Here is a 17,589-nt window from a genome sequence, read left to right on the forward strand (position 1 = left end):
ATGGACAGATTTTGGATCGCAGTCTGGGCATGTGACCAGCCGGGAGTGCTGCAGCGGATCACAGGGCTGTGTGCCCGGTGGGGAGTCAACCTGGCCAGCGTTACGGTGGGAACGTCTGGCGAGGAAGGGATATCGCGCATCACCCTGGCTCTGCATGGGACTTCCGCCGACCGGGACCGGGTCATTAATCAGCTGTCCCAGTTGGTCGATGTGATCCGGATTCAGCCGCTGAACCGGAACAATGCCATCTCCCGTGAACTGGCGTTAATCAAAGTGTCCGCCACAGCCGCTCAGCGGCCCGAGATTATGGCGCTTGCCGAAACTTTTCACTGCGGGGTGGTCGATGTGGGACGTGAATCACTGACGGTCGAAGCCGCAGGCGAATCCTCTGCGGTTCAAGCTATAATCAGCTTGTTCCGCCCTTACGGCATCCTTGAGCTGTCCCGCACAGGCGAAACGTCGATCGAGCGGTCCCTTTGCCCGCAGACATGTGATTGACCTGCGGCTATAAACGGGAGTAATACGGGAGGAGACTACAGGCACCCGCATGAGTTGAAACACAACCCTCACTTCCGTATTTCGTCCCTCCCCCCTGCACCGCGCGCGTCGGCCGCTGCATTTGCGTTGCCGCAAAGGGCTTGATAAGATAATTCGGAAAAACATCAATAAGATGCTTACCGGAAGGGAAGAGTTCATGTTGCTCACCATGACGACGGCTGATAAATGGGATGAGGCGCTGTGGCTTAAAATGGAGCCGGTATACAAGCAGGCGTTCCCGCACGGGGCGAAGCCGCGCAACATTATCAAACAGATGATCGACAAGCAAATGGCGGTGCTGCATGCCGCATGGAGCTGCGGCGAGCTGGAGGCTATGGCGGTTACCGGCGTAGTTGGCGGAGCCCGGATGCCGCTTTTGCTGATCGACTACCTTGCGGTACGCGCTGCCGACCGGGACAAGGGCATCGGCACGCAATTTTTGCGGCAGATCGGGGAATGGGCGGTTGAAACTTATGGAATCCAGGGCATTCTGATCGAAGCGGAAGCCGGCGGAACGGAGGAGGATCAGGCACGAATCCGGTTTTGGCAAAAACAAGGGTTTCTGCTCACCTCCTACATTCATCAATATGTGTGGGTTCCTGAGCCCTACCGCGCCATGCTGCTTCCGCTCTCTTCAGGCGCGAAGCAAGCCGCGCAGGATGGGGAAGCTTTGTTCCGCTATATCACCGCATTTCATGAAAAAGCCTACCGTCGCCGGTAGGCTTTTTTCGAGTTGGCAGATCCCTTAAGTTGGCGGATTCCTTAATTAAGTATGCCGGAACACTTATTCAGTTTGCTTGCTTCCTTGTCAAGTTTGCATCTACCTAACTCCTATCCTAGTTGGCTAGGGTGTGTACGCAAACTGTAAATTAAGGAAATTAGGGTCAGTCAAACGATTCAGTGATGGGTTGCGAAATGCGATCAACCCGGATCTATACCTGTTTATTACTAGATCGATCTACGAATTCCTCTCCTGTGATAGACCCGCAGCGGACTACCACAAAACGCGATACGGAGGTCTTTAGAACGCGATACGGAGGTTTTCGCGGACCCAGCGGCAGTTATTTCTGAAATTCTTGGGCTTTTGTAGGCCTGGCGGACTCCAGTGCCGTTATTCGCACCGAAAACATCCAAACTGTGGCTTCTCCGCGTAAATAGGTGCATCTGAGTCCGCAACTTTGCCAAAACACGGAATAATCAGCAAATAGGGCCTCCTGAGTCCGTAAACTTGTACCCATACTTTCGCTGGCGGCTATAAAAGGCGGAAATCTGGGATGAAATCTGAAGCATGAGTGCCTTTTTAAAATCATCCGCGTTTGGCAACCCGCTATAAAAAGACAGCGAGTCTATTCAAGGCTTTTTTGGCGTTGATTTCGATGAGGTTATGGCCGAAGTAAGTTTGCGTACAGACTCTAAACTTCCCTTATTCAACATGTATTTGCGCAAAGTTCAAAATTGTTCCCGAAGCAGCCAGCCGAAGCGACTGCGGCTGGTGTTCCTGCAGCTGACGGCTCGCCTCACGCAGCCGGAGAACCGGAACCAGGGCTCCGGCCACCTCTCCTCTCCTGCTGCGCACAAGCGGCTCCCGGAAATCCGCCAGCGCGGCGGATTCTTCCTGCCGCAGCGCATTAAGCTGTTCGAGCACGGCCATAGCCGCTGGAAACAGCGCGCGCCGGTTGCCGTCGTCTACCTTCAGCGCCGCGCCGAGACCAAGCGAAGGAATTGCCAGCGCATAAATTCCCTCGGCCCCTTCTTTGCCGATAATCCGGCCGGATGTGACCTGAATTAGCCGGGTGTCGAATTCCCCGGTACCGCCCACCATCTCCGGATGCCGTGCCATCGCCCCGGTCAATCTCGGAATGGCTGCAGCCAGCGGGGCAGGCAGCCGGGATGGCTCCCCGAGTCTTGCAAAAATAAGCGCTAACCGCTCTAAAGGCAAACGGTAGGTGGGTAAGCCGCAGCCGTCTGTTCCGTACCCGATCCGCTCCGGGTCCAGTCCGCCCAGTACACCCAGCAGCTGCCGAACCTCCTGCTGAACCGGGTGAGCAGGCCGGTCGTATTCGTTCTCCGGCAGCCCGGTGTGCAGGGAAGCCAGCAGCATCCCTGCATGTTTCCCGGAGCAGTTGTTGTGCAGCGTCTGCGGCGGCGTCCCTGAGCGGATCAGTTCTGCGGCGGCCTCCTCCCCATATGGGGGATGCACGCCGCAGCGCAGACCGACCGGCTCGAGGCCGCCCTTGGCGAGCAGCTCTTGCACAGTTTTCGTGTGCATCGGTTCGCCGTTATGGGAGCCGCAGCAAACTGCCAGCTGCTGTCCGGTTACGCCAAACCGGTCCGCGGCACCCGATAATACAAACGGGAGCGCCTGCACCGGTTTGATTGACGAGCGCGCGTAGACGGTCTGGCTTCCGTCGCCAACTTCGTATTTTACCGCACCGCTGGAGTCCACTACGACAACTGAACCGGTGTGGAACGATTCCGGGTAGCCGCTGCGTTCTACCCGGATCAGCGTCTCAGTCATGACTGCGGCTCCCCTCAAAGCCATGACGCCGTGGCGGCATCGATGGCGGAGATGCCAAAATCATCCCGGTCTCAGCCGGGCCCAGCGCAGTAGCGGAGCCGGCTCCAGCTTCACCTAGCCGCTCAAAGGTTATAAGCGAATCCGGATGCTCCTCCAGCCGCGGAGGCATAAGACGCATCCTGCCCGTACCGCTGCCTGACGTAAGTCTGGGAGCGGAATCCGCTGCAAAGCCCCCGAACGCCCGCATCCCGTTCGCTGCGATTCGAGACTTGGGATGACGGGAAGAATCGTCCGCCTGCAGCCAGGCAAGAAAGGCTTCCACTTCGCTAAAATCTTCATAAAACATCAGGATGACATCCCCGAAATCCGACTTTTCCCAAGCCGCCCGGTACGCTTCCCCTTCGTTCGGGATAATATGCGTCCGTTCCGGCGGCAAGCCGGCTTGCAGCGCACCGGCCTCCAGCAGCGCCGCCGACTCCAGCGGTTGCCGGCCTCTCAAATTATCGTCTTCTTTGATAACGAAGAAGTCGGAATGCCGGCCCGCAATACGTCCCATCTCGGCGATCGCTCCATCCGGCCGGTCGCCTGGAGCGGACGCAACCGTAATCAGCCGCTGCTTAGGGATTGCTTGCACCGCTTCATACACGGCATTTAATCCTGCCGGATTATGGCCGTAATCCGTAATGAGCACTCTTCCGGCGACATATTCCATGTTGAACCGGCCTTTGCTCTGCTCCGGAGTCGGGTGGAACGTCATAACCGCTTCATGCAGCTGCCGGATGGACAGGCCCAGCCCGCGGGCCGCCGCAAGCGCGGCGAGGGCGTTTGCGATATTGTGTTTGGCGAGCCCGCCGATGGTCACCGGCAGGTCCGCCGCTTTGGCGAAACGGACGGTTTGGCCGCCTGTGCCGTAAAGAAGCCATCCCTCCGATAAATACCAGGCTTCTCCCCCCATGGCGAGCCAATCGGCCAGAACCGGATTGCTGTCATTTAGGGAGAAATATACAACGCGGCCCTCCGTATATTCCGACATTGCCACACAGCCATCGTCATCCGCATTCAGCACGCAAACGCCGCCGGGCAGAACAACCTCGGGAATCAGGCGTTTGAGCTTTCTTAAATCCTCCAATGTCTCAATGCCGTCCATGCCCAAATGGTCTTCCGATACATTCGTCACGATCCCAACGTCGCAGTAGCGGAACGCGAGTCCCTCCCGCATTATGCCGCCCCGCGCCGTTTCCAGCACCGCGGCGTCGATATCCGGGCTGGACAGCACCCGCCGGGCGCTGCCAGGTCCGCTGCAGTCGCCCTCATCCACGCAGTCCCCGTTAATCCAGACGCCATCGGAGCAGGTCATTCCGACCCGGCTGCCTGCGGCACTCAGCATATGCGCCGCCAGCCGGACCGTTGTTGTTTTGCCGTTCGTGCCGGTTACCGCAATAAGCGGAACCGCCGCACTGGACCGTGATTCAAACAGGTAATCGACGATCGCTCCGCCGACATCCCTCGGCTCTCCCTGCGAAGGATAATGATGCATCCGGATGCCCGGCGCCGCGTTGACTTCGAGAATACAAGCCCGGCCTTCTTGATAAGGCACTTCAATGTCCTCGCAAATTAGATCAATTCCCGCAATATCCAGGCCGATCACACGCGCCGCCTGAACTGCAATATGCAAATAAGAGGGATGAACGCGATCCGTCACATCCTCCGCGGAACCGCCCGTCGACAGGTTGGCGCTGCCCATTACGCTTAATGTCCGTCCGGCTGCCGGAATGTCGTCAAGCGAAATTCCCTGCTTGGCCAGGTAACACGCCGCCTGCTCCACCGGTATAGCGCTCATCGGCTTCTCATGGCCTGCTCCGCGCAGCGGGTTGCCGTTCTCCCGAATAATCAGATCGAGGACGGACGATTGTCCGTCACCGGTCACATGCGGGGGCCGGCGCAGGCTTACGGCAACGGCTTTACCATTGACTACCGTGAAGCGGTAATCGGCGCCTTCGCAGTACCGTTCAAGAATAAAAACCTCATATTCCGGAAATTCGCTCCGCACAAAATCATAGGCCTGCAGCAGCTGGTCCGGCTGCTGCAGGTTGGTCAGCACGCCTTGCCCCTGGCGGCCGTTCAGCGGTTTGAGCACAAGCGGGTAGCCGAGCCGCTCGGCTGCTCCCGCCAGTTCGTCCCTCGCACGGATTACCGTCCCTCTAGGCACCGGCAGCCCGGCTTCGTCCAGGAGATGTTTGGTCATCTCCTTGTCGCAGCTGGATTCCACGGCCAGGTGCGAGGTTTGGCTTGTAATCGTGGCCTGCACCCGCTTTTGGCGGACGCCGGTGCCAAGCCGGAGCAGACTGTCCGGTCCAATCCGCACGACCGGAATTTTGCGGGCCAAAGCCGCCTGATAAATCGCCTCCGTGCTGGGTCCCAATTTATTTGTGTAATAGAGTTCAGCAATCCTGCTGACATAAGCGTCCGCTTCCACGTCCCGGTCACCGCGTAAAAGCGCTTCCACAATTGCAAGGGCTGATTCGAACGCGCAGCGCCCCGACTCTTTTTCTACATAATCAAATGTGACATAATAAAAGCCCGGCTTGCTTGCGGTGATTGTCTTGCCGCGTTTTACCGGAATGCCCGCCAGATGCTGCAGCTCCAGCGCTATATGTTCAAGGATATGCCCCATCCACGTTCCTTCCCGCAGCCGTTCCACGAACCCGCCCGGGTAACCCAGCGAGCACGTATGCGACGCCAGTGACGGGATCACCTCAAGCAGCTTGTCCGCAAAGCCTGGCAGCAGATTGGAAGGCGTCTGCTCCAGATTGCCGATGTCGAGCTCCACTCGAATGGTGGGCTTCAAGCTGTAATGATTCGGTCCGGACAAAAACTTGATGTTATTGACCTTCATGAGGCTGTCCCTCCATGGAATCGGATGTGATGAGTTCCCTAGCTTTTAAGTCAAATGTATAGCCCGACGCCAACGAGTGCATCCGGACGCCGGAAATCGTAATATGCTGATTATCGCCGTGGGCCGCCGTATCGACGTATTCCAGCTTCCGCCCGTCAAACACCGTTACGGAGTGTTCGCCGATCACCGTGAACCGGGCGCCTTCTTCCTGGACCCAAATAGCGGTATTTTCATCGATCCCGATCCCCATAATCTGCGGATTGCGGGCGATCGCTGACATAAGCCGGCCAAACCGGGCACGCTGGGAAAAATGCTGGTCGATGATCACATCTTCGATCAGGCAAAATCCCGCCCCCATCTCGACAATATATTCGTCTTCGGTCTCTAGTGCAGACATGATCATCAGGCAGCTCATCACCGCCGCTCCGGCGCTGGTGCCGCCGATCGGCATGCCGTCTTCGCTCCATCTGCGCCGAAGCTGATCGTAAAACAAAGTTCCGCCCAGAATGCTCGTTAACCGCACCTGATCGCCGCCGGTGATGAACAAGGCCGAACAGCGCTCAAAGTTTCCCTTGATCTCTGCCTGCTCAGCTTCCTCACGGGAAGCGATCCGGAACAGAACGGTATCCTTGCATCCAAGCGACCGGAACAACCGGTCATACTCCTCCCCCATTTCCTCGGGGTATTCCGTGGCGGTAGTAAGAATGCCAATGCATGCCTTTTTTCCTCCGGCGATTTCGACAAAGCGGGACAGGACCTCGCGGTCTCCTTCTTTGTCCTCCTTGCCTCCGATGATCAATAAATCTCCTCTCATGGTGTCACCCGGCTTCCGCATTAATATATGACATATACTGTAAGCCCTGCCTCGATTATTTACCCTTGCCCTATCGACTCTAATCATTTGCCGGCAAGCCACTCATAGGTAAAAAGACGCCGCCCGCCCGCTCCGTTGTTACATGAATTTATTTGCGTGAATATAGCAATTCACTGGCTCCAAAAAGCCTTTCTCCAGACGGCGGCCTGGAGAAAGGCTTGGGAGAGATCTAAACCGCTGGACCGCCTGGCCGGACCGGCTTCCGGTCCGCGCCCAGCAGCTGGTTCAAAGCAGGGATGCGCACCGCTCCGGCAAAAACCGCATAGCCGAGAAGTCCGCCGAGCGTATTGGCAATCAGGTCGTTCACATCCGTGGTGCGCCCGCTGCCGAGCGTAATCCGCACAGCAAGCTGGACGAGCTCAATCCCCAGGCTGGACCAAAAAGCGGCCCGGCCCGCCTGCCTGAAGCTGCGCACCCGTCCGGAAATCAGCGGAAGGAGCAGCCCCAGCGGAACGAACAACAGAATATTTTTAGCAAATGAAGAAAGGTCGATCGTGAGCACCGGTATCCACTGAATTCCGTTATACCACGGGTTGGTTGGCGCATATTGCCCAATATTGACATCGATAGGAAACAACACAAAATACAGCACCCCGGTTCCGTACAAACACATAAGCAGACGATAGAACAGCCCGCGTTTTCCCTGCGCCGCTCCCCCGCGGGAATACAAGATCAGGATGATGATTACAGCCGCAAGAAAGACGCCGTACAGTGCGGGAAACGCGTTAATCGTAAATCGGATATCCATGATTTCACCTGCTTTCCCCTCACCGGCCCGGAAGCTCAATTACGTGTTCCAGCACGGGAATAAAGGAGCTTGGATCAATGTTTTCCGGGATTTCTCCGTCATTATTTTTGAACGGCTTCAGGATCAGCTTGGCCGGTAATCCGCCCGATGCGCTGGCGTAACTCACCTTCATCCGCAGCTTTTTGCCCGCAATTTCGCCTTCCCCGCTGAGACGGTGCAGCAGATTCCCCTTGTCGTCATAGACGGCCACATTGGTATAAATCAGTTCATTTTCGGCCGTTTCATCCAGCGGTTCACCGTTCAACTGTTCCAACGAGTATTGGAGAGTGGTTGTAATCGGCGTGACCGTTACGCGGTCCACGGTAAAGCGGAGGGACTCGCCGGTTTGGACCGCTCCGGGCGTTAAATCCACCACATCCTTGGTATTTTTAACAAAAGGAACGGTCACCACAAACGGCTTATCGATTCCCGCAAGCTTGACCTCAAGCGTCGCCTCAAAGCGGTCCGGAAGCGGCGCCTCTGCCTCGCCGACCGTCTGTTCAAAAATAATCGAGTTCGGGTGGGCTTCCCCTGCGCCCCAGTATTGGCCCACGCCCTGAAGCTGGCTGGAAGCGCCGCTGCGGAAGCGAATGTCTTCAATCGCATCGCTGAGCTTAACCTCTTTTTTCCCGTTATGATAGATGCCGTCTTTCAGCCAAGGAGTATCTACAGTGAAGGCCAGCACCGCTCGGCTTCCGTCAAAAATTGTTTCCTGCACGCGCAGGGTCGTCTGATCAAACGCCACCGCCTCATCGACCGCTGTCGTCAGCCCGTTTTCCCCCGCATGCCGCAATCCCAGGTCCAGCTCCAGCGAACTGAACAGGCTGCCGATCAGCGGAATCTGGCGGATGGAGTCGGCCATGACCGGCGAGACGAACCCGGAGCCGAAAATCGCCGCTCCCAGCACCGCCACAGCGGCCGCCGAACGAAATGACCGGCGTTTCCAGAGGCGAACCGGCGCTGCACGCCGGGTGCCTGCTTGCGTGCCGGCCGGTGTTTCAAGCTTGCCGGCGTGCATGCCATCCGCCTCTTTTTGCGTGCTGGTCAGCTCTTTGTGCGGGCTGACCTGTGTACTTATCTGTGCTTTGACCTGTGCATTAACCTGTGCGCCGGTTGGCTTCCCCTGCGTATCGAATTGAGCGCCCGCTGTCCCCTCCTCGCTGGTCTCCAGCAGCGAAGCATACGTATCCTCGAGTCTTCTGCGCACCTTCGCCGACATCTCCTCCTGGTTGTTACTTTCGGCTTTCAGCCGCCGGTCCAGATCAAAGTGATTCATAAGTTGGTTTCCCCTCTTCCGTAGATTGAAGTTCCTCCAGCAGCCGTTTTCTTGCCCGGTACAGCCGGGTTTTGACGGCACTTTCCGACAGCTGCAGCGTTTCGGCCACTTCCTTCAGCGGAATATCCTGAAAGTAGTACAGCACCACCGCGATCCGCAGCGGCTCTTCTAGCTGCTCCACCGCCATCCGCAGTTCAACCGAATCATCCGCCCCGCTAATCGTCCGGGATTCCGGCAGCTCGTCCATAACAACGTTTCGCCCGCGTTTTTTAAGGATGTTGTTGCACTCATTGATTAAAATACGGTATATCCAAGTTTTGAAAAATCCAGGCTCCCGCAGCGTATCAAGCGACCGGTAAGCTTTTAGGATGGTTTCCTGCAGGGCGTCGGCGATGTCTTCGTCTTTCTTCACCATCGCGCGTGCGGTTCCGTGCATGCCCTGTTCCAGCTCCCGCATGAGTTCTACGAACGCTTCGCGGTCGCCGCCCTTAGCCCGCAGCACCTGCTGTTCTCTGTTCACAGCATTGGCCGCCTCCTTTCCTGCGTTTCTTTTGTTTTGATTTGTTTTACATGGATTAGACAGAGCACGCCGGCGATCGGTCACATGGAAATTTCAGTTTTTTTCGGGAGGAAAAATGAAGGGGGAAAGTCCGTGGTTAGCAGCGCAGCAAAAAAGCCTCTCTATCGGCTTACGAGAGACTTGTACGCAAGGATAAACGGTTCGGGGTCCGTTTCAGTCATATAAGTATATACACCTTGATGCGTGTGAAGATAAATCATGAGCGCTTCGCCGCCGAAAAGCCGGAACGAGATGTCGAACACCTGGCTTAGCGGAAAATTACGGTGCCGCGTCTCCAGCCTGTCAGTGTAGAGCAGCAAACGGCGGGAATGAATCACAGTGGTCGGCCCTTGCTCGGAGATCTGGCGCTCAACTTTATAGTAGGGGTGCTCGGCCAGCAGATTCATGGTATCCCTCCCGGTTCCCTGTTGTTATGAGTCAGTATACCGAATTCACTTGCAGGACACAAACCCGGGAGGAAAAATTTATTATTTTACCATAATAATAATTATGTTAACTAACGCCGGAAAAATTCCGCTTCATCCGGGTTGTAGTTGTAAATGAGTTACCCTACTATTACATCTTCTTTCAGACAAATTAGGTACGGTTTGGAATAATTACGGATGGGCTCTCAAAAAGTCCAGAATCGCCTCCGCATAAGCTTCCGGCTGATCGAAGGAGATCATATGCCCGGCGTCAAAAGCCTTCAGCGTCACATGGGGTCTGCGCTCGGCCATTTCTCGCGCCAGCGCTTCGGACAAAACAAAGCTGTGTGTTCCCCGAAGTACAAGGGCCGGCATGGAAGTTGCCAGCCAGTCCTGCCAATGGTCTCCGTTAATCTCCTTCTGGGAGGCCACCATATCTTCCCCGCGGAACGGCAGCCCATAGCCGTCTTCAAACTGCTGGATGGAATAAGCAAACGCAGGCCCAAGATGCTTTAAAGCATCCAACAGTTCTTCCTTTGTTTCTGTTCTTCGAGGCCAGTTCAGCGTAAACGACATATCACTGTCGACGACGGGACCGATATCTTCGAGAATCAGCGCTTTAAAGCGCTCCGGCTGGACAGCTGCCGCCCGGCAGGCCACCAATCCGCCAAGCGAGTGCCCCAGGGCGAACACCGGACATTGAGCTTCCGCATGGTCCAGAAAAGCTAACGCATCCGCCGCGTACCGGTCCAAAGCGAAGCTTGCCGGCCGGCCCGATTCACCGTGTCCCCTTTGGTCCAGTGAAATCACCCGGTATTCTCCGCCGATCGTCTGCGCCAGCCTGTCAATGAACCTCGATTCATTCATGTGCCCGTGCAGAGCAGCGAGTACCGGTCCTTCGCCGCCGTAATCAATATAGGACAGCCGCACATCGGGGCCGTCGAAACGGACCCGCTTGTATTCGCGTCTTTTTTCCGGACTATTCATAGCTGTCGTTCTCCCTTCTGCTGCTGGTTAATACAAGTCAAACATGCTGACTTCATATCCGCGTATTTTAAGATATGTGAACAGCTGGCCCCGGTGGTGCTGGGCATGAGTAACGATTTCAACGAGCCACTTTGCCTGCGTGGAGGCATGCTCCAGGTAAAAAGGCCGGGTTGTCCGCTGCAAAAAAGCCTCATCGGACAGGCCGTCCATATAAGCCCGCAGCCGTGCCAGACCGCCGCGCATCCGTTCCGTCAAACCCTGCATGCCGTTCTCCTTCGAGAACTCCGCTTCCAGAGCGCGTACCTGCTCTTCCGTCCCTTCCTGCAGGATGAGAAGATCGACATCCGGGATGGCAGCCAGATGCTCGGCCAGTTCCCGGAGAGTCCGCATGTTCTCCGCCGGACGGTATGCCAAATCCTCGGGTTTGATTTTGTCCATAAGCGCGCTGGAGGTGCGAACAATCAGTTCCAGTTCGTCATACAATAGCGACTTCATTTCCTGTAAAGGCTGCATTTTTCATCTCTCCGTTTCGTTTGACTAGGTTTAGCCAGCCTTCCCGCTGGACTTGTCTATTATTCTAGCCCATAATAGTGACAACTATTGTCATAGTCATCAATTTATTATTCGGAGGTTTTCTGCCGTGCCGAAATCAAAACGGCTGCTTGACTTGATGCTGACCGTTAACCGCAAACGCAAATTTACGGTCAGGGAGCTGGCCGGGGAATACGGGGTCTCCACCCGGACGATTCTGCGCGATCTGCAGGAGCTGGGGGAGCTGGGCGTGCCCTTGTACTCGGAAGTCGGCCCCCATGGAGGTTACCGGCTGTTGAATGAGCGGCTGCTGCCCCCAATCGCCTTTACGGAGGACGAGGCGGTGGCTATATTTTTTGCGAGCCATGCGCTGCGGCATTATTCGCATTTGCCGTTTGAAGCGGAAGCTTCTTCGGCGCTCGAAAAGTTTTACCACAACATGCCGGCAGATATCCGGGAACGCATCGACCGGCTTCGCGACCGCGTCGACTTCGTTACACCCGCACGAAGCTCCGAATTTCCTTATCTTCAGCTGCTGCTGGACGGCGCGCTGAACGGGCAGGTGATCCGGATCGAATATGCGTCGTCAGGCGGGACCTCCAGCCGGTGCATTCAACCCGTCGGCATCTATGCCAGCAGCGGGTTATGGTACTGCCCGGCTTACTGTTTTTTGCGCGGAGGGCTGCGCCTGTTCCGCTGCGACCGGATTCGCCGGGCCGAACCGGCCGGCTCCGAACCCGCCCCTGCCAATCTCAGCGGGGTCCATCTTGGGAACTGGGACGAAGCTTCCGGCAGCAGCCGGGAGTTCCTGCACTGCCACGCGGAACTTGACCGCGACGCGGTACGTGTGTGCGAAGCCGAGCTCGGAAGGCGGACTACGGTGCACATCCGCCCGGACGGCTCGGGCTGGATTAAGGGACGGATTCCAAAAGATGATCTCGGCTATTTTGCTCATTTATTTATCCGTCTTGGTGACGGGGCGACGGTGTACGAACCGGCGGAACTGCGTGAAGCAATCCGTTCCCGGCTCAAGCGTTTATTGGAGCGGTACAGCTCGCTGTAGGTACGTTACAGCTCCTTGCAGGCACGTTTCGCCTCGTGTAGATACGTTAAGCGTGTTGGCACGTTACAGCTCCTGCAGATCCGTTCCACCGCGTGTAGACACTTTAAGCGTGTTGTTACATCTGAGGAGGCACGTTACAGCTGTGTAGACAAAGACAAGTTACAAGCTCGTGTAAACACCTTACCTTGTGCAGCAACATACCGAGTTGAAGCTGCTGCAGAGGATTTGCGATAAAAAAGCAGGCAGATTGCGGAATGATTCCGGCAATCTGCCTGCTTTTGGTTTGCGGCGGGCAGCTCTTATAGTACAGGCGCCGCGCCGCCGTCAATATTAACTGCTGTGCCAGTGATATACGATGCCGCTTCGGAAACGAGGAACGTAATCACCTTGGCGGCCTCCTCCGTTTCTCCGATCCGTCCCAGCGGAATGCCGTGCGCCGGATCGGCGGCAAATTCTTCCCAAGACTTCCCGGGCTGTGTTTTTTTCCACTTCTTCTCGATTTGGTCGCTGCGGATAAGTCCAATACAGACCGCATTTACCCGAATGCCGAACCGGGCCAGGTCCTTGCTCATCGCCTTGGTCAGGGCCAGGCCGGCTGCCCGGCTGACGGAGGTAGGCAGCGAAGCGGCGGACGGCGCTTTGCCTTTAATCGCTGTAACGTTCAAAATCGCTCCTCCCTGCTGCTTCAAAAACGGCAGCGCCGCACGGGAGCAGTTCACCGCCCCCATCAGCTTCAAATCCAGGTCCGTTTCCCACTCGGCCGATTCAAGCTCCTCGAACGGTTTCGCCGCCGAAGTGCCTGCGTTGTTAACCAGGATGTCCAGTCCGCCCAGCGCCGTACAGGCCTCCCCGATCGCCCGCTGAACCGCCGTCTCCACGGATACATCCGCGGTTACGGTCAGCGGGCGGATACCTGTCGCCTGTTCAATTTCCGCCGCCGCTTCCCGGAGCGTCTCCGGATTCCGTGCAATTAGCGCAACCTGTGCTCCCTCCGCCGCCAGCGTCAGGGCGGTGGCTTTCCCGATGCCTTTGCTGCCGCCTGTTACGATCGCACGCTTTCCTTTTAATCCTAGATCCATAACTTCTCCTCCTTCGGATTACACAGCGGCCTACCTCTGGCCGCCTGATCTTTTGCCGCAGCCAAGACGCGGTCTAGGGCACAGCCAAAACCGAGCCAAGGCGCACTATGGAGCTGCGAGAGACGCAGTTTAGGGCGCTAGATGGCGCACAGATGGCGCAGTCTGGAGCCTTTCAGAGCGCGGGCTGGGGCGCTACTAGAGGCGGATGCTGCAAGACGCTGATTATAGCGCGGATAATATAGCGCCCGTCCCTCCCTGCGATTATAACGCCGGCCGGATAGGCGGTTCAAACCGGATCAACGGATTGACTCATGCCGGAACGCTCCGCCCTTCACTGTTTCAACCGCTTACCGCCCCGCCCTTTTCCCGCCAGACATCTGCGGTCCTGCCCAATCTTCAGCGTTCCACAGACCGGTAACCCAATCCTGATAAAACTCCGGTTCGTGCGATATCAACAAAACCGTGCCTTTATACGCCATAAGCGCGGCCCGCAGCGCTTCTTTGGCGTGCACATCCAGATGGTTGGTTGGCTCATCGAGCACAAGCAGATTGGAGGAGCCAAGCATGAGCAGGCATAACCGCAGCTTGGCTTGTTCGCCGCCGCTGAGCAGCCGGGTGCTGCGGCGGATATGCTGGTCGGTGAGACCGGCGGAAGCTAACGCGGCCCGGATTTCTTTTTGCGTGTGGGACGGGTATTGTTCCATCAGCAGCTCCAGCGGCGATTCCTCCGGCGGCACCGGTTCTTGGGCAAAATATCCCGCGCTAACCCGCTCCCCGGCCCGGACCCGGCCGGACAAGGGCGGAATCATCCCCAGCAGCGTCCGCAGCAGTGTCGTTTTCCCGATTCCGTTTAGTCCGGTCAACGCGATTTTGTCGCCCCGTTTCACATTCAAGGACACCGGCCCGAGCAGCGGGCGGCTATAGCCAGCAACAAGGCGCTCGGCGGCCAGCACGGTTCCCTCCGGCTCACCCGACACCCGGAAGGCCAGTTTGTAGACTGGAACGGGCGCAGGCCGGTCAAGCCGATCCAGGCGGCCGAGCATCTTTTCCCTGCTTTTGGCCTGTTTGGCGTTGCGCACTTTATTTTTGCGGACAAACGCCTCCAGCCGCTCGATTTCCTTCTGCTGGCTTGCGTAAGCCTCCTCGCTTTGTTTTCGGCTGAGCTCATACCGGCTTCGGAACGAATCGTATGTCCCCGGGTACCGCTTGATCCGCTGATGCTCCAGATGCAGAATGGTGCCGGCCGTGTCGTTCAGGAAACGTTCGTCATGCGATACGAGCAGGAAAGCGCCGGGGCAGGCTCGCAAATACTGCCGCAGCCAATCGATATGCTCTTTATCCAAAAAGTTGGTTGGTTCATCCAGCAGCAGCACCTCCGGCTTCTCCAGCAGCAGTCGGGCGAGCAGCAGCTTCGTGCGCTGGCCGCCGCTCAGCTCGCTGACGTCTTTATCCATCCCGATCTCTGTTAATCCCAGGCCGTCCGCAACCTCCTGAATCCGTGCGTCGAGCGTATAAAAATCCGCCGCATCCAGACGCGCCTGCAGCTCGCCGTACCGGGCAAGCAGCGCTTCCGTATCGTGCCGCGGGCCGGCCATCTTTTCCGCAAGCTGCTGCATTTCCGACTCCATGGCATAGAGTCCGGCATAGGCTTTGCCGAGTTCCTGCCGCACACTAACGCCGGGAAGCAGCGCCTCATGCTGGCGCAGATAACCTACGTTCACGCCTGGCGCCCATTCGACGTGTCCAGCATCCGGCAGCAGCACGCCGGACAAAATACGCAGCAGGGTCGACTTGCCCGCTCCGTTGCTGCCGACCAAGCCGACGTGCTCCGTTTTGTTCAGGCGAAAACTCACCCCGTGAAAGACCTGCCGGTCTCCGTAGGAATGGCTGATATTTTCTACATTAACAATCGTCATTTTCGTTTCTCTCCTTCATACAGGCTTCTAAATGGCGGAAACCAACCGCAGAAGGGCACAAGAACACTTTCCAGCCTGCAGCACGCAAAAACCAGCATAGGCGCGGCATCACACCCACAACCGATGGATTTTGCGGAGACAACCAGACTGATTTTATTCTCAAAAAAATGCCAAAAAAAGCCGGAGCAAACCCGCCCCGGCCTTATCCTTACTCTATCGGCAAACGGAGAAAAGTGTCCCTTGATCCACTGTCTATTCGGTTGGCGAATCCCTAAAAAAGGGCAGACGGGTCCCGTCTACGCCAAACGCCGAATTAAAACAGTAGATAAAAAGAACATACCTTTCCTCCTTGATCTTGGAAAAATTTACGCTTTCGTCAGGAAGTATACACGTGCGGATCCGGTATTGTCAACCTATTACGGTGTACGCGCCGTCAGCTGTGCCGGCCGACACCGCCCCCGCTGCTGGCATTGCCGCCGGATGAGTCGTCCGATGAACCGCCCGACGAGCCGCTGCCGCTTCCCCAGGAGCTGCCTCCAGAGCTGCCGCTGTCGCTCCAAGAGCTTCCGCCCGATGAGCCGCTGTCTCCCCATGAGCTTCCGCCCGAAGAATAACGGCCCGCGCCGCCCCCGCTGGAGGAACCGCCACCGCCATGATTGGTGGATCGTTCTTCTTCCTCGTACGTCGAACGTCCGGTTCCGCCGCCGCTTGAGCGGCCGCCGCCCCCGCCACCGGAAGACCCCCAACCCGAAGATCCCCAGAACCCGCCGCTTCTGCGCGGTTCATGATAACGTTGACGCCGGTAGCGGTGGCCCCAGCCCCACGGCCGGTAGCCGCCGCCGCTTCCCCCGCGGTCATAGGAGGAATAGTAGTCGCCTCCTCTAGGACGGATTCTGCGGGCAACCAGCACAATGATTAGGGCTATAGGCAGAATAACGATAGCTGCAAAAATCGTTATACCAATGAGGAAATAAAGAAAGCCTTTACTTGAATCTACTGTGGCGGATGCTGGCATGTTCTTCACCGTATCAGGTACCGCATCGCCCTCCTGTATATCCGATCGCTCCAGCATATACCGGTAGATCGCATCGGCCGTGCGGGCGGAGCCGCCGGCATAGTCTTTGCGGTCAAAGTACGGCTCAAAGACACTGCTCAGCATTTTACCCAGGACTTCGTTCGTCAAGATTCCGTCAACTTGGCTGCCCTGCAAAATATGATAATCATCGCCGGCAATGTCGAGTACCAGCATCACATCACGGGCGGACGCCCCAACCGAATTGAATTTCATGTAGGCGTAATCCTGCAGCGTTCCGCTCCCCTTGTTGTTTACAGTTACAACATAAACCTTTGTTCCTGTAGTGCTGCCGTAGCTTGCGGCGGACTGGTTCAGATAATCTTTGGTCACCCGGCTCAAAACACCGGTATTATCGGAAACGACATTTTTTGTAGCGGCCGGCAGCGATCCGGAGTCGCCCCCAAGTGCCCGGACAAACGATTGATACGCTTTGACCGCTCCGGCACTGTATTTTTTGGCGGCAAAATCCGGCTCCAGATCCCGGCGCAAAATGGCGGATAACTTGGCGTCGGTTACCGTGTCTTGAATCCCCGATCCCTGCACCGCCCAGTAATCGTCGTCCTGAATGGACATCAGCAGCAGGAGCCCGTTGTTTTTTTCAGCTGATCCGACGCCCCATTCATTAAACAAATCGTTCGCATATTCTTTCATAGAGACGCCGCCTGTGTTATTGACTGTGACCAGCACCACTTGAGCACCGTTTCGTTTATGCAGCCTTATACCTTCGTTGATGAGACGGTTTTCCGTCTTCGGATCGACCACACCGGCATAATCATTGACATAAAAGCTGGCGTCCGGCTTGGGAGCCCCGTCAGCCCGTACCGTTCCCGGCAAAATCAGGAACAGTATCACCCATAACAGCAGCATTCTTTTTCCAATTGGAATCTTCACCAGGCATTCCTCCATCTTGTAGGACAGCATACCCAGTAATTATCGGCTAAACATGCAGAATTAGTAAACAGCTTCTGTCACGATTTCAATGTTTCCCGCACAAAATCAAAACCACCCGTAGAACGGGTGGTTTGTTCTGCGGCTGAAAGCCTTTGTTACTGGCCAGCCCTAAAAG

The 17,589-nt window shown here is 56.7% G+C and carries 15 protein-coding genes; 3 read left to right on the forward strand and 12 right to left on the reverse strand.

Features of this window, described 5'->3' with window-relative positions; all coding sequences use genetic code 11:
* Positions 1-498, forward strand: coding sequence for an acetolactate synthase small subunit (gene ilvN, locus ACE6ED_RS27620; RefSeq protein WP_410830670.1), 498 nt, complete (start codon positions 1-3; stop codon positions 496-498).
* 196 nt (positions 499-694) lie between these two features.
* Positions 695-1,258 (forward strand): GNAT family N-acetyltransferase, encoded by a 564-nt coding sequence (locus tag ACE6ED_RS27625; RefSeq protein WP_410830671.1) that lies wholly within the window; start codon positions 695-697, stop codon positions 1,256-1,258.
* Positions 1,259-1,960: 702 nt separating this feature from the next.
* Here the strand turns inward: ACE6ED_RS27625 and ACE6ED_RS27630 are convergent.
* The 9 genes from ACE6ED_RS27630 to ACE6ED_RS27670 form a co-directional block, all read right to left on the reverse strand.
* A complete protein-coding gene (locus tag ACE6ED_RS27630) occupies positions 1,961-3,055 on the reverse strand; it encodes an asparaginase (RefSeq protein ID WP_410830672.1) in 1,095 nt (364 codons plus the stop codon).
* Positions 3,048-5,951, reverse strand: a complete 2,904-nt coding sequence (gene cphA, locus ACE6ED_RS27635) for a cyanophycin synthetase (RefSeq protein WP_410830673.1) — start codon at positions 5,949-5,951, stop codon at positions 3,048-3,050. Before cphA ends, ACE6ED_RS27630 begins: the two co-directional genes overlap by 8 nt.
* Positions 5,938-6,765, reverse strand: coding sequence for a cyanophycinase (locus tag ACE6ED_RS27640; protein WP_410830674.1), 828 nt, complete (start codon positions 6,763-6,765; stop codon positions 5,938-5,940). Before ACE6ED_RS27640 ends, cphA begins: the two co-directional genes overlap by 14 nt.
* A 229-nt stretch (positions 6,766-6,994) precedes the next feature.
* On the reverse strand, positions 6,995-7,573 hold the full coding sequence (locus ACE6ED_RS27645; protein ID WP_410830675.1) for a VanZ family protein: 579 nt from the start codon (positions 7,571-7,573) through the stop codon (positions 6,995-6,997).
* A 19-nt stretch (positions 7,574-7,592) separates the two neighbouring features.
* Positions 7,593-8,888, reverse strand: coding sequence for a DUF4179 domain-containing protein (locus tag ACE6ED_RS27650; RefSeq protein WP_410830676.1), 1,296 nt, complete (start codon positions 8,886-8,888; stop codon positions 7,593-7,595).
* Positions 8,875-9,408, reverse strand: coding sequence for a sigma-70 family RNA polymerase sigma factor (locus tag ACE6ED_RS27655; protein WP_410830677.1), 534 nt, complete (start codon positions 9,406-9,408; stop codon positions 8,875-8,877). The genes ACE6ED_RS27650 and ACE6ED_RS27655 overlap by 14 nt, the downstream gene beginning before the upstream one ends.
* A gap of 161 nt (positions 9,409-9,569) precedes the next feature.
* Complete coding sequence (locus ACE6ED_RS27660; protein WP_410830678.1) at positions 9,570-9,854, reverse strand: hypothetical protein; 285 nt, start codon at positions 9,852-9,854, stop codon at positions 9,570-9,572.
* Positions 9,855-10,064: 210 nt separating this feature from the next.
* On the reverse strand, positions 10,065-10,859 hold the full coding sequence (locus tag ACE6ED_RS27665) for an alpha/beta fold hydrolase (RefSeq protein ID WP_410830679.1): 795 nt from the start codon (positions 10,857-10,859) through the stop codon (positions 10,065-10,067).
* Positions 10,860-10,886: 27 nt separating this feature from the next.
* On the reverse strand, positions 10,887-11,372 hold the full coding sequence (locus ACE6ED_RS27670; protein WP_410830680.1) for a DinB family protein: 486 nt from the start codon (positions 11,370-11,372) through the stop codon (positions 10,887-10,889).
* Positions 11,373-11,499: 127 nt separating this feature from the next.
* On the opposite strand from ACE6ED_RS27670, the gene ACE6ED_RS27675 reads away from it, so the two are divergent.
* Positions 11,500-12,453, forward strand: a complete 954-nt coding sequence (locus ACE6ED_RS27675; protein WP_410830681.1) for a helix-turn-helix transcriptional regulator — start codon at positions 11,500-11,502, stop codon at positions 12,451-12,453.
* 299 nt (positions 12,454-12,752) lie between these two features.
* Here ACE6ED_RS27675 and ACE6ED_RS27680 read toward each other — a convergent pair whose 3' ends face one another.
* The 3 genes from ACE6ED_RS27680 to ACE6ED_RS27690 form a co-directional block, all read right to left on the reverse strand.
* Complete coding sequence (locus ACE6ED_RS27680; protein WP_410830682.1) at positions 12,753-13,532, reverse strand: SDR family NAD(P)-dependent oxidoreductase; 780 nt, start codon at positions 13,530-13,532, stop codon at positions 12,753-12,755.
* Between the two features lie 347 nt (positions 13,533-13,879).
* Positions 13,880-15,448 carry an ABC-F family ATP-binding cassette domain-containing protein gene (locus ACE6ED_RS27685; protein ID WP_410830683.1) on the reverse strand — a complete coding sequence of 523 codons (1,569 nt, stop codon included), beginning with the start codon at positions 15,446-15,448 and terminating at the stop codon, positions 13,880-13,882.
* Positions 15,449-15,881: 433 nt separating this feature from the next.
* Entirely contained in the window at positions 15,882-17,414 is a 1,533-nt protein-coding gene (locus tag ACE6ED_RS27690; protein ID WP_410830684.1) for a TPM domain-containing protein, read from the reverse strand.
* Between the last annotated feature and the right edge of the window lie 175 nt (positions 17,415-17,589).

The organism is Paenibacillus nanchangensis, from assembly GCF_046543445.1.
Lineage (GTDB): Bacteria > Bacillota > Bacilli > Paenibacillales > Paenibacillaceae > Paenibacillus_AQ > Paenibacillus_AQ nanchangensis.

Coding starts and splice junctions, on each gene's coding strand:
- ilvN (WP_410830670.1), top strand. CDS start 1: ATGGACAGATTTTGGATCGCAGTCTGGGCATGTGACCAGCCGGGAGTG.
- ACE6ED_RS27625 (WP_410830671.1), top strand. CDS start 695: ATGTTGCTCACCATGACGACGGCTGATAAATGGGATGAGGCGCTGTGG.
- ACE6ED_RS27630 (WP_410830672.1), bottom strand. CDS start 3,055: ATGACTGAGACGCTGATCCGGGTAGAACGCAGCGGCTACCCGGAATCG.
- cphA (WP_410830673.1), bottom strand. CDS start 5,951: ATGAAGGTCAATAACATCAAGTTTTTGTCCGGACCGAATCATTACAGC.
- ACE6ED_RS27640 (WP_410830674.1), bottom strand. CDS start 6,765: ATGAGAGGAGATTTATTGATCATCGGAGGCAAGGAGGACAAAGAAGGA.
- ACE6ED_RS27645 (WP_410830675.1), bottom strand. CDS start 7,573: ATGGATATCCGATTTACGATTAACGCGTTTCCCGCACTGTACGGCGTC.
- ACE6ED_RS27650 (WP_410830676.1), bottom strand. CDS start 8,888: ATGAATCACTTTGATCTGGACCGGCGGCTGAAAGCCGAAAGTAACAAC.
- ACE6ED_RS27660 (WP_410830678.1), bottom strand. CDS start 9,854: ATGAATCTGCTGGCCGAGCACCCCTACTATAAAGTTGAGCGCCAGATC.
- ACE6ED_RS27665 (WP_410830679.1), bottom strand. CDS start 10,859: ATGAATAGTCCGGAAAAAAGACGCGAATACAAGCGGGTCCGTTTCGAC.
- ACE6ED_RS27670 (WP_410830680.1), bottom strand. CDS start 11,372: ATGCAGCCTTTACAGGAAATGAAGTCGCTATTGTATGACGAACTGGAA.
- ACE6ED_RS27680 (WP_410830682.1), bottom strand. CDS start 13,532: ATGGATCTAGGATTAAAAGGAAAGCGTGCGATCGTAACAGGCGGCAGC.
- ACE6ED_RS27685 (WP_410830683.1), bottom strand. CDS start 15,448: ATGACGATTGTTAATGTAGAAAATATCAGCCATTCCTACGGAGACCGG.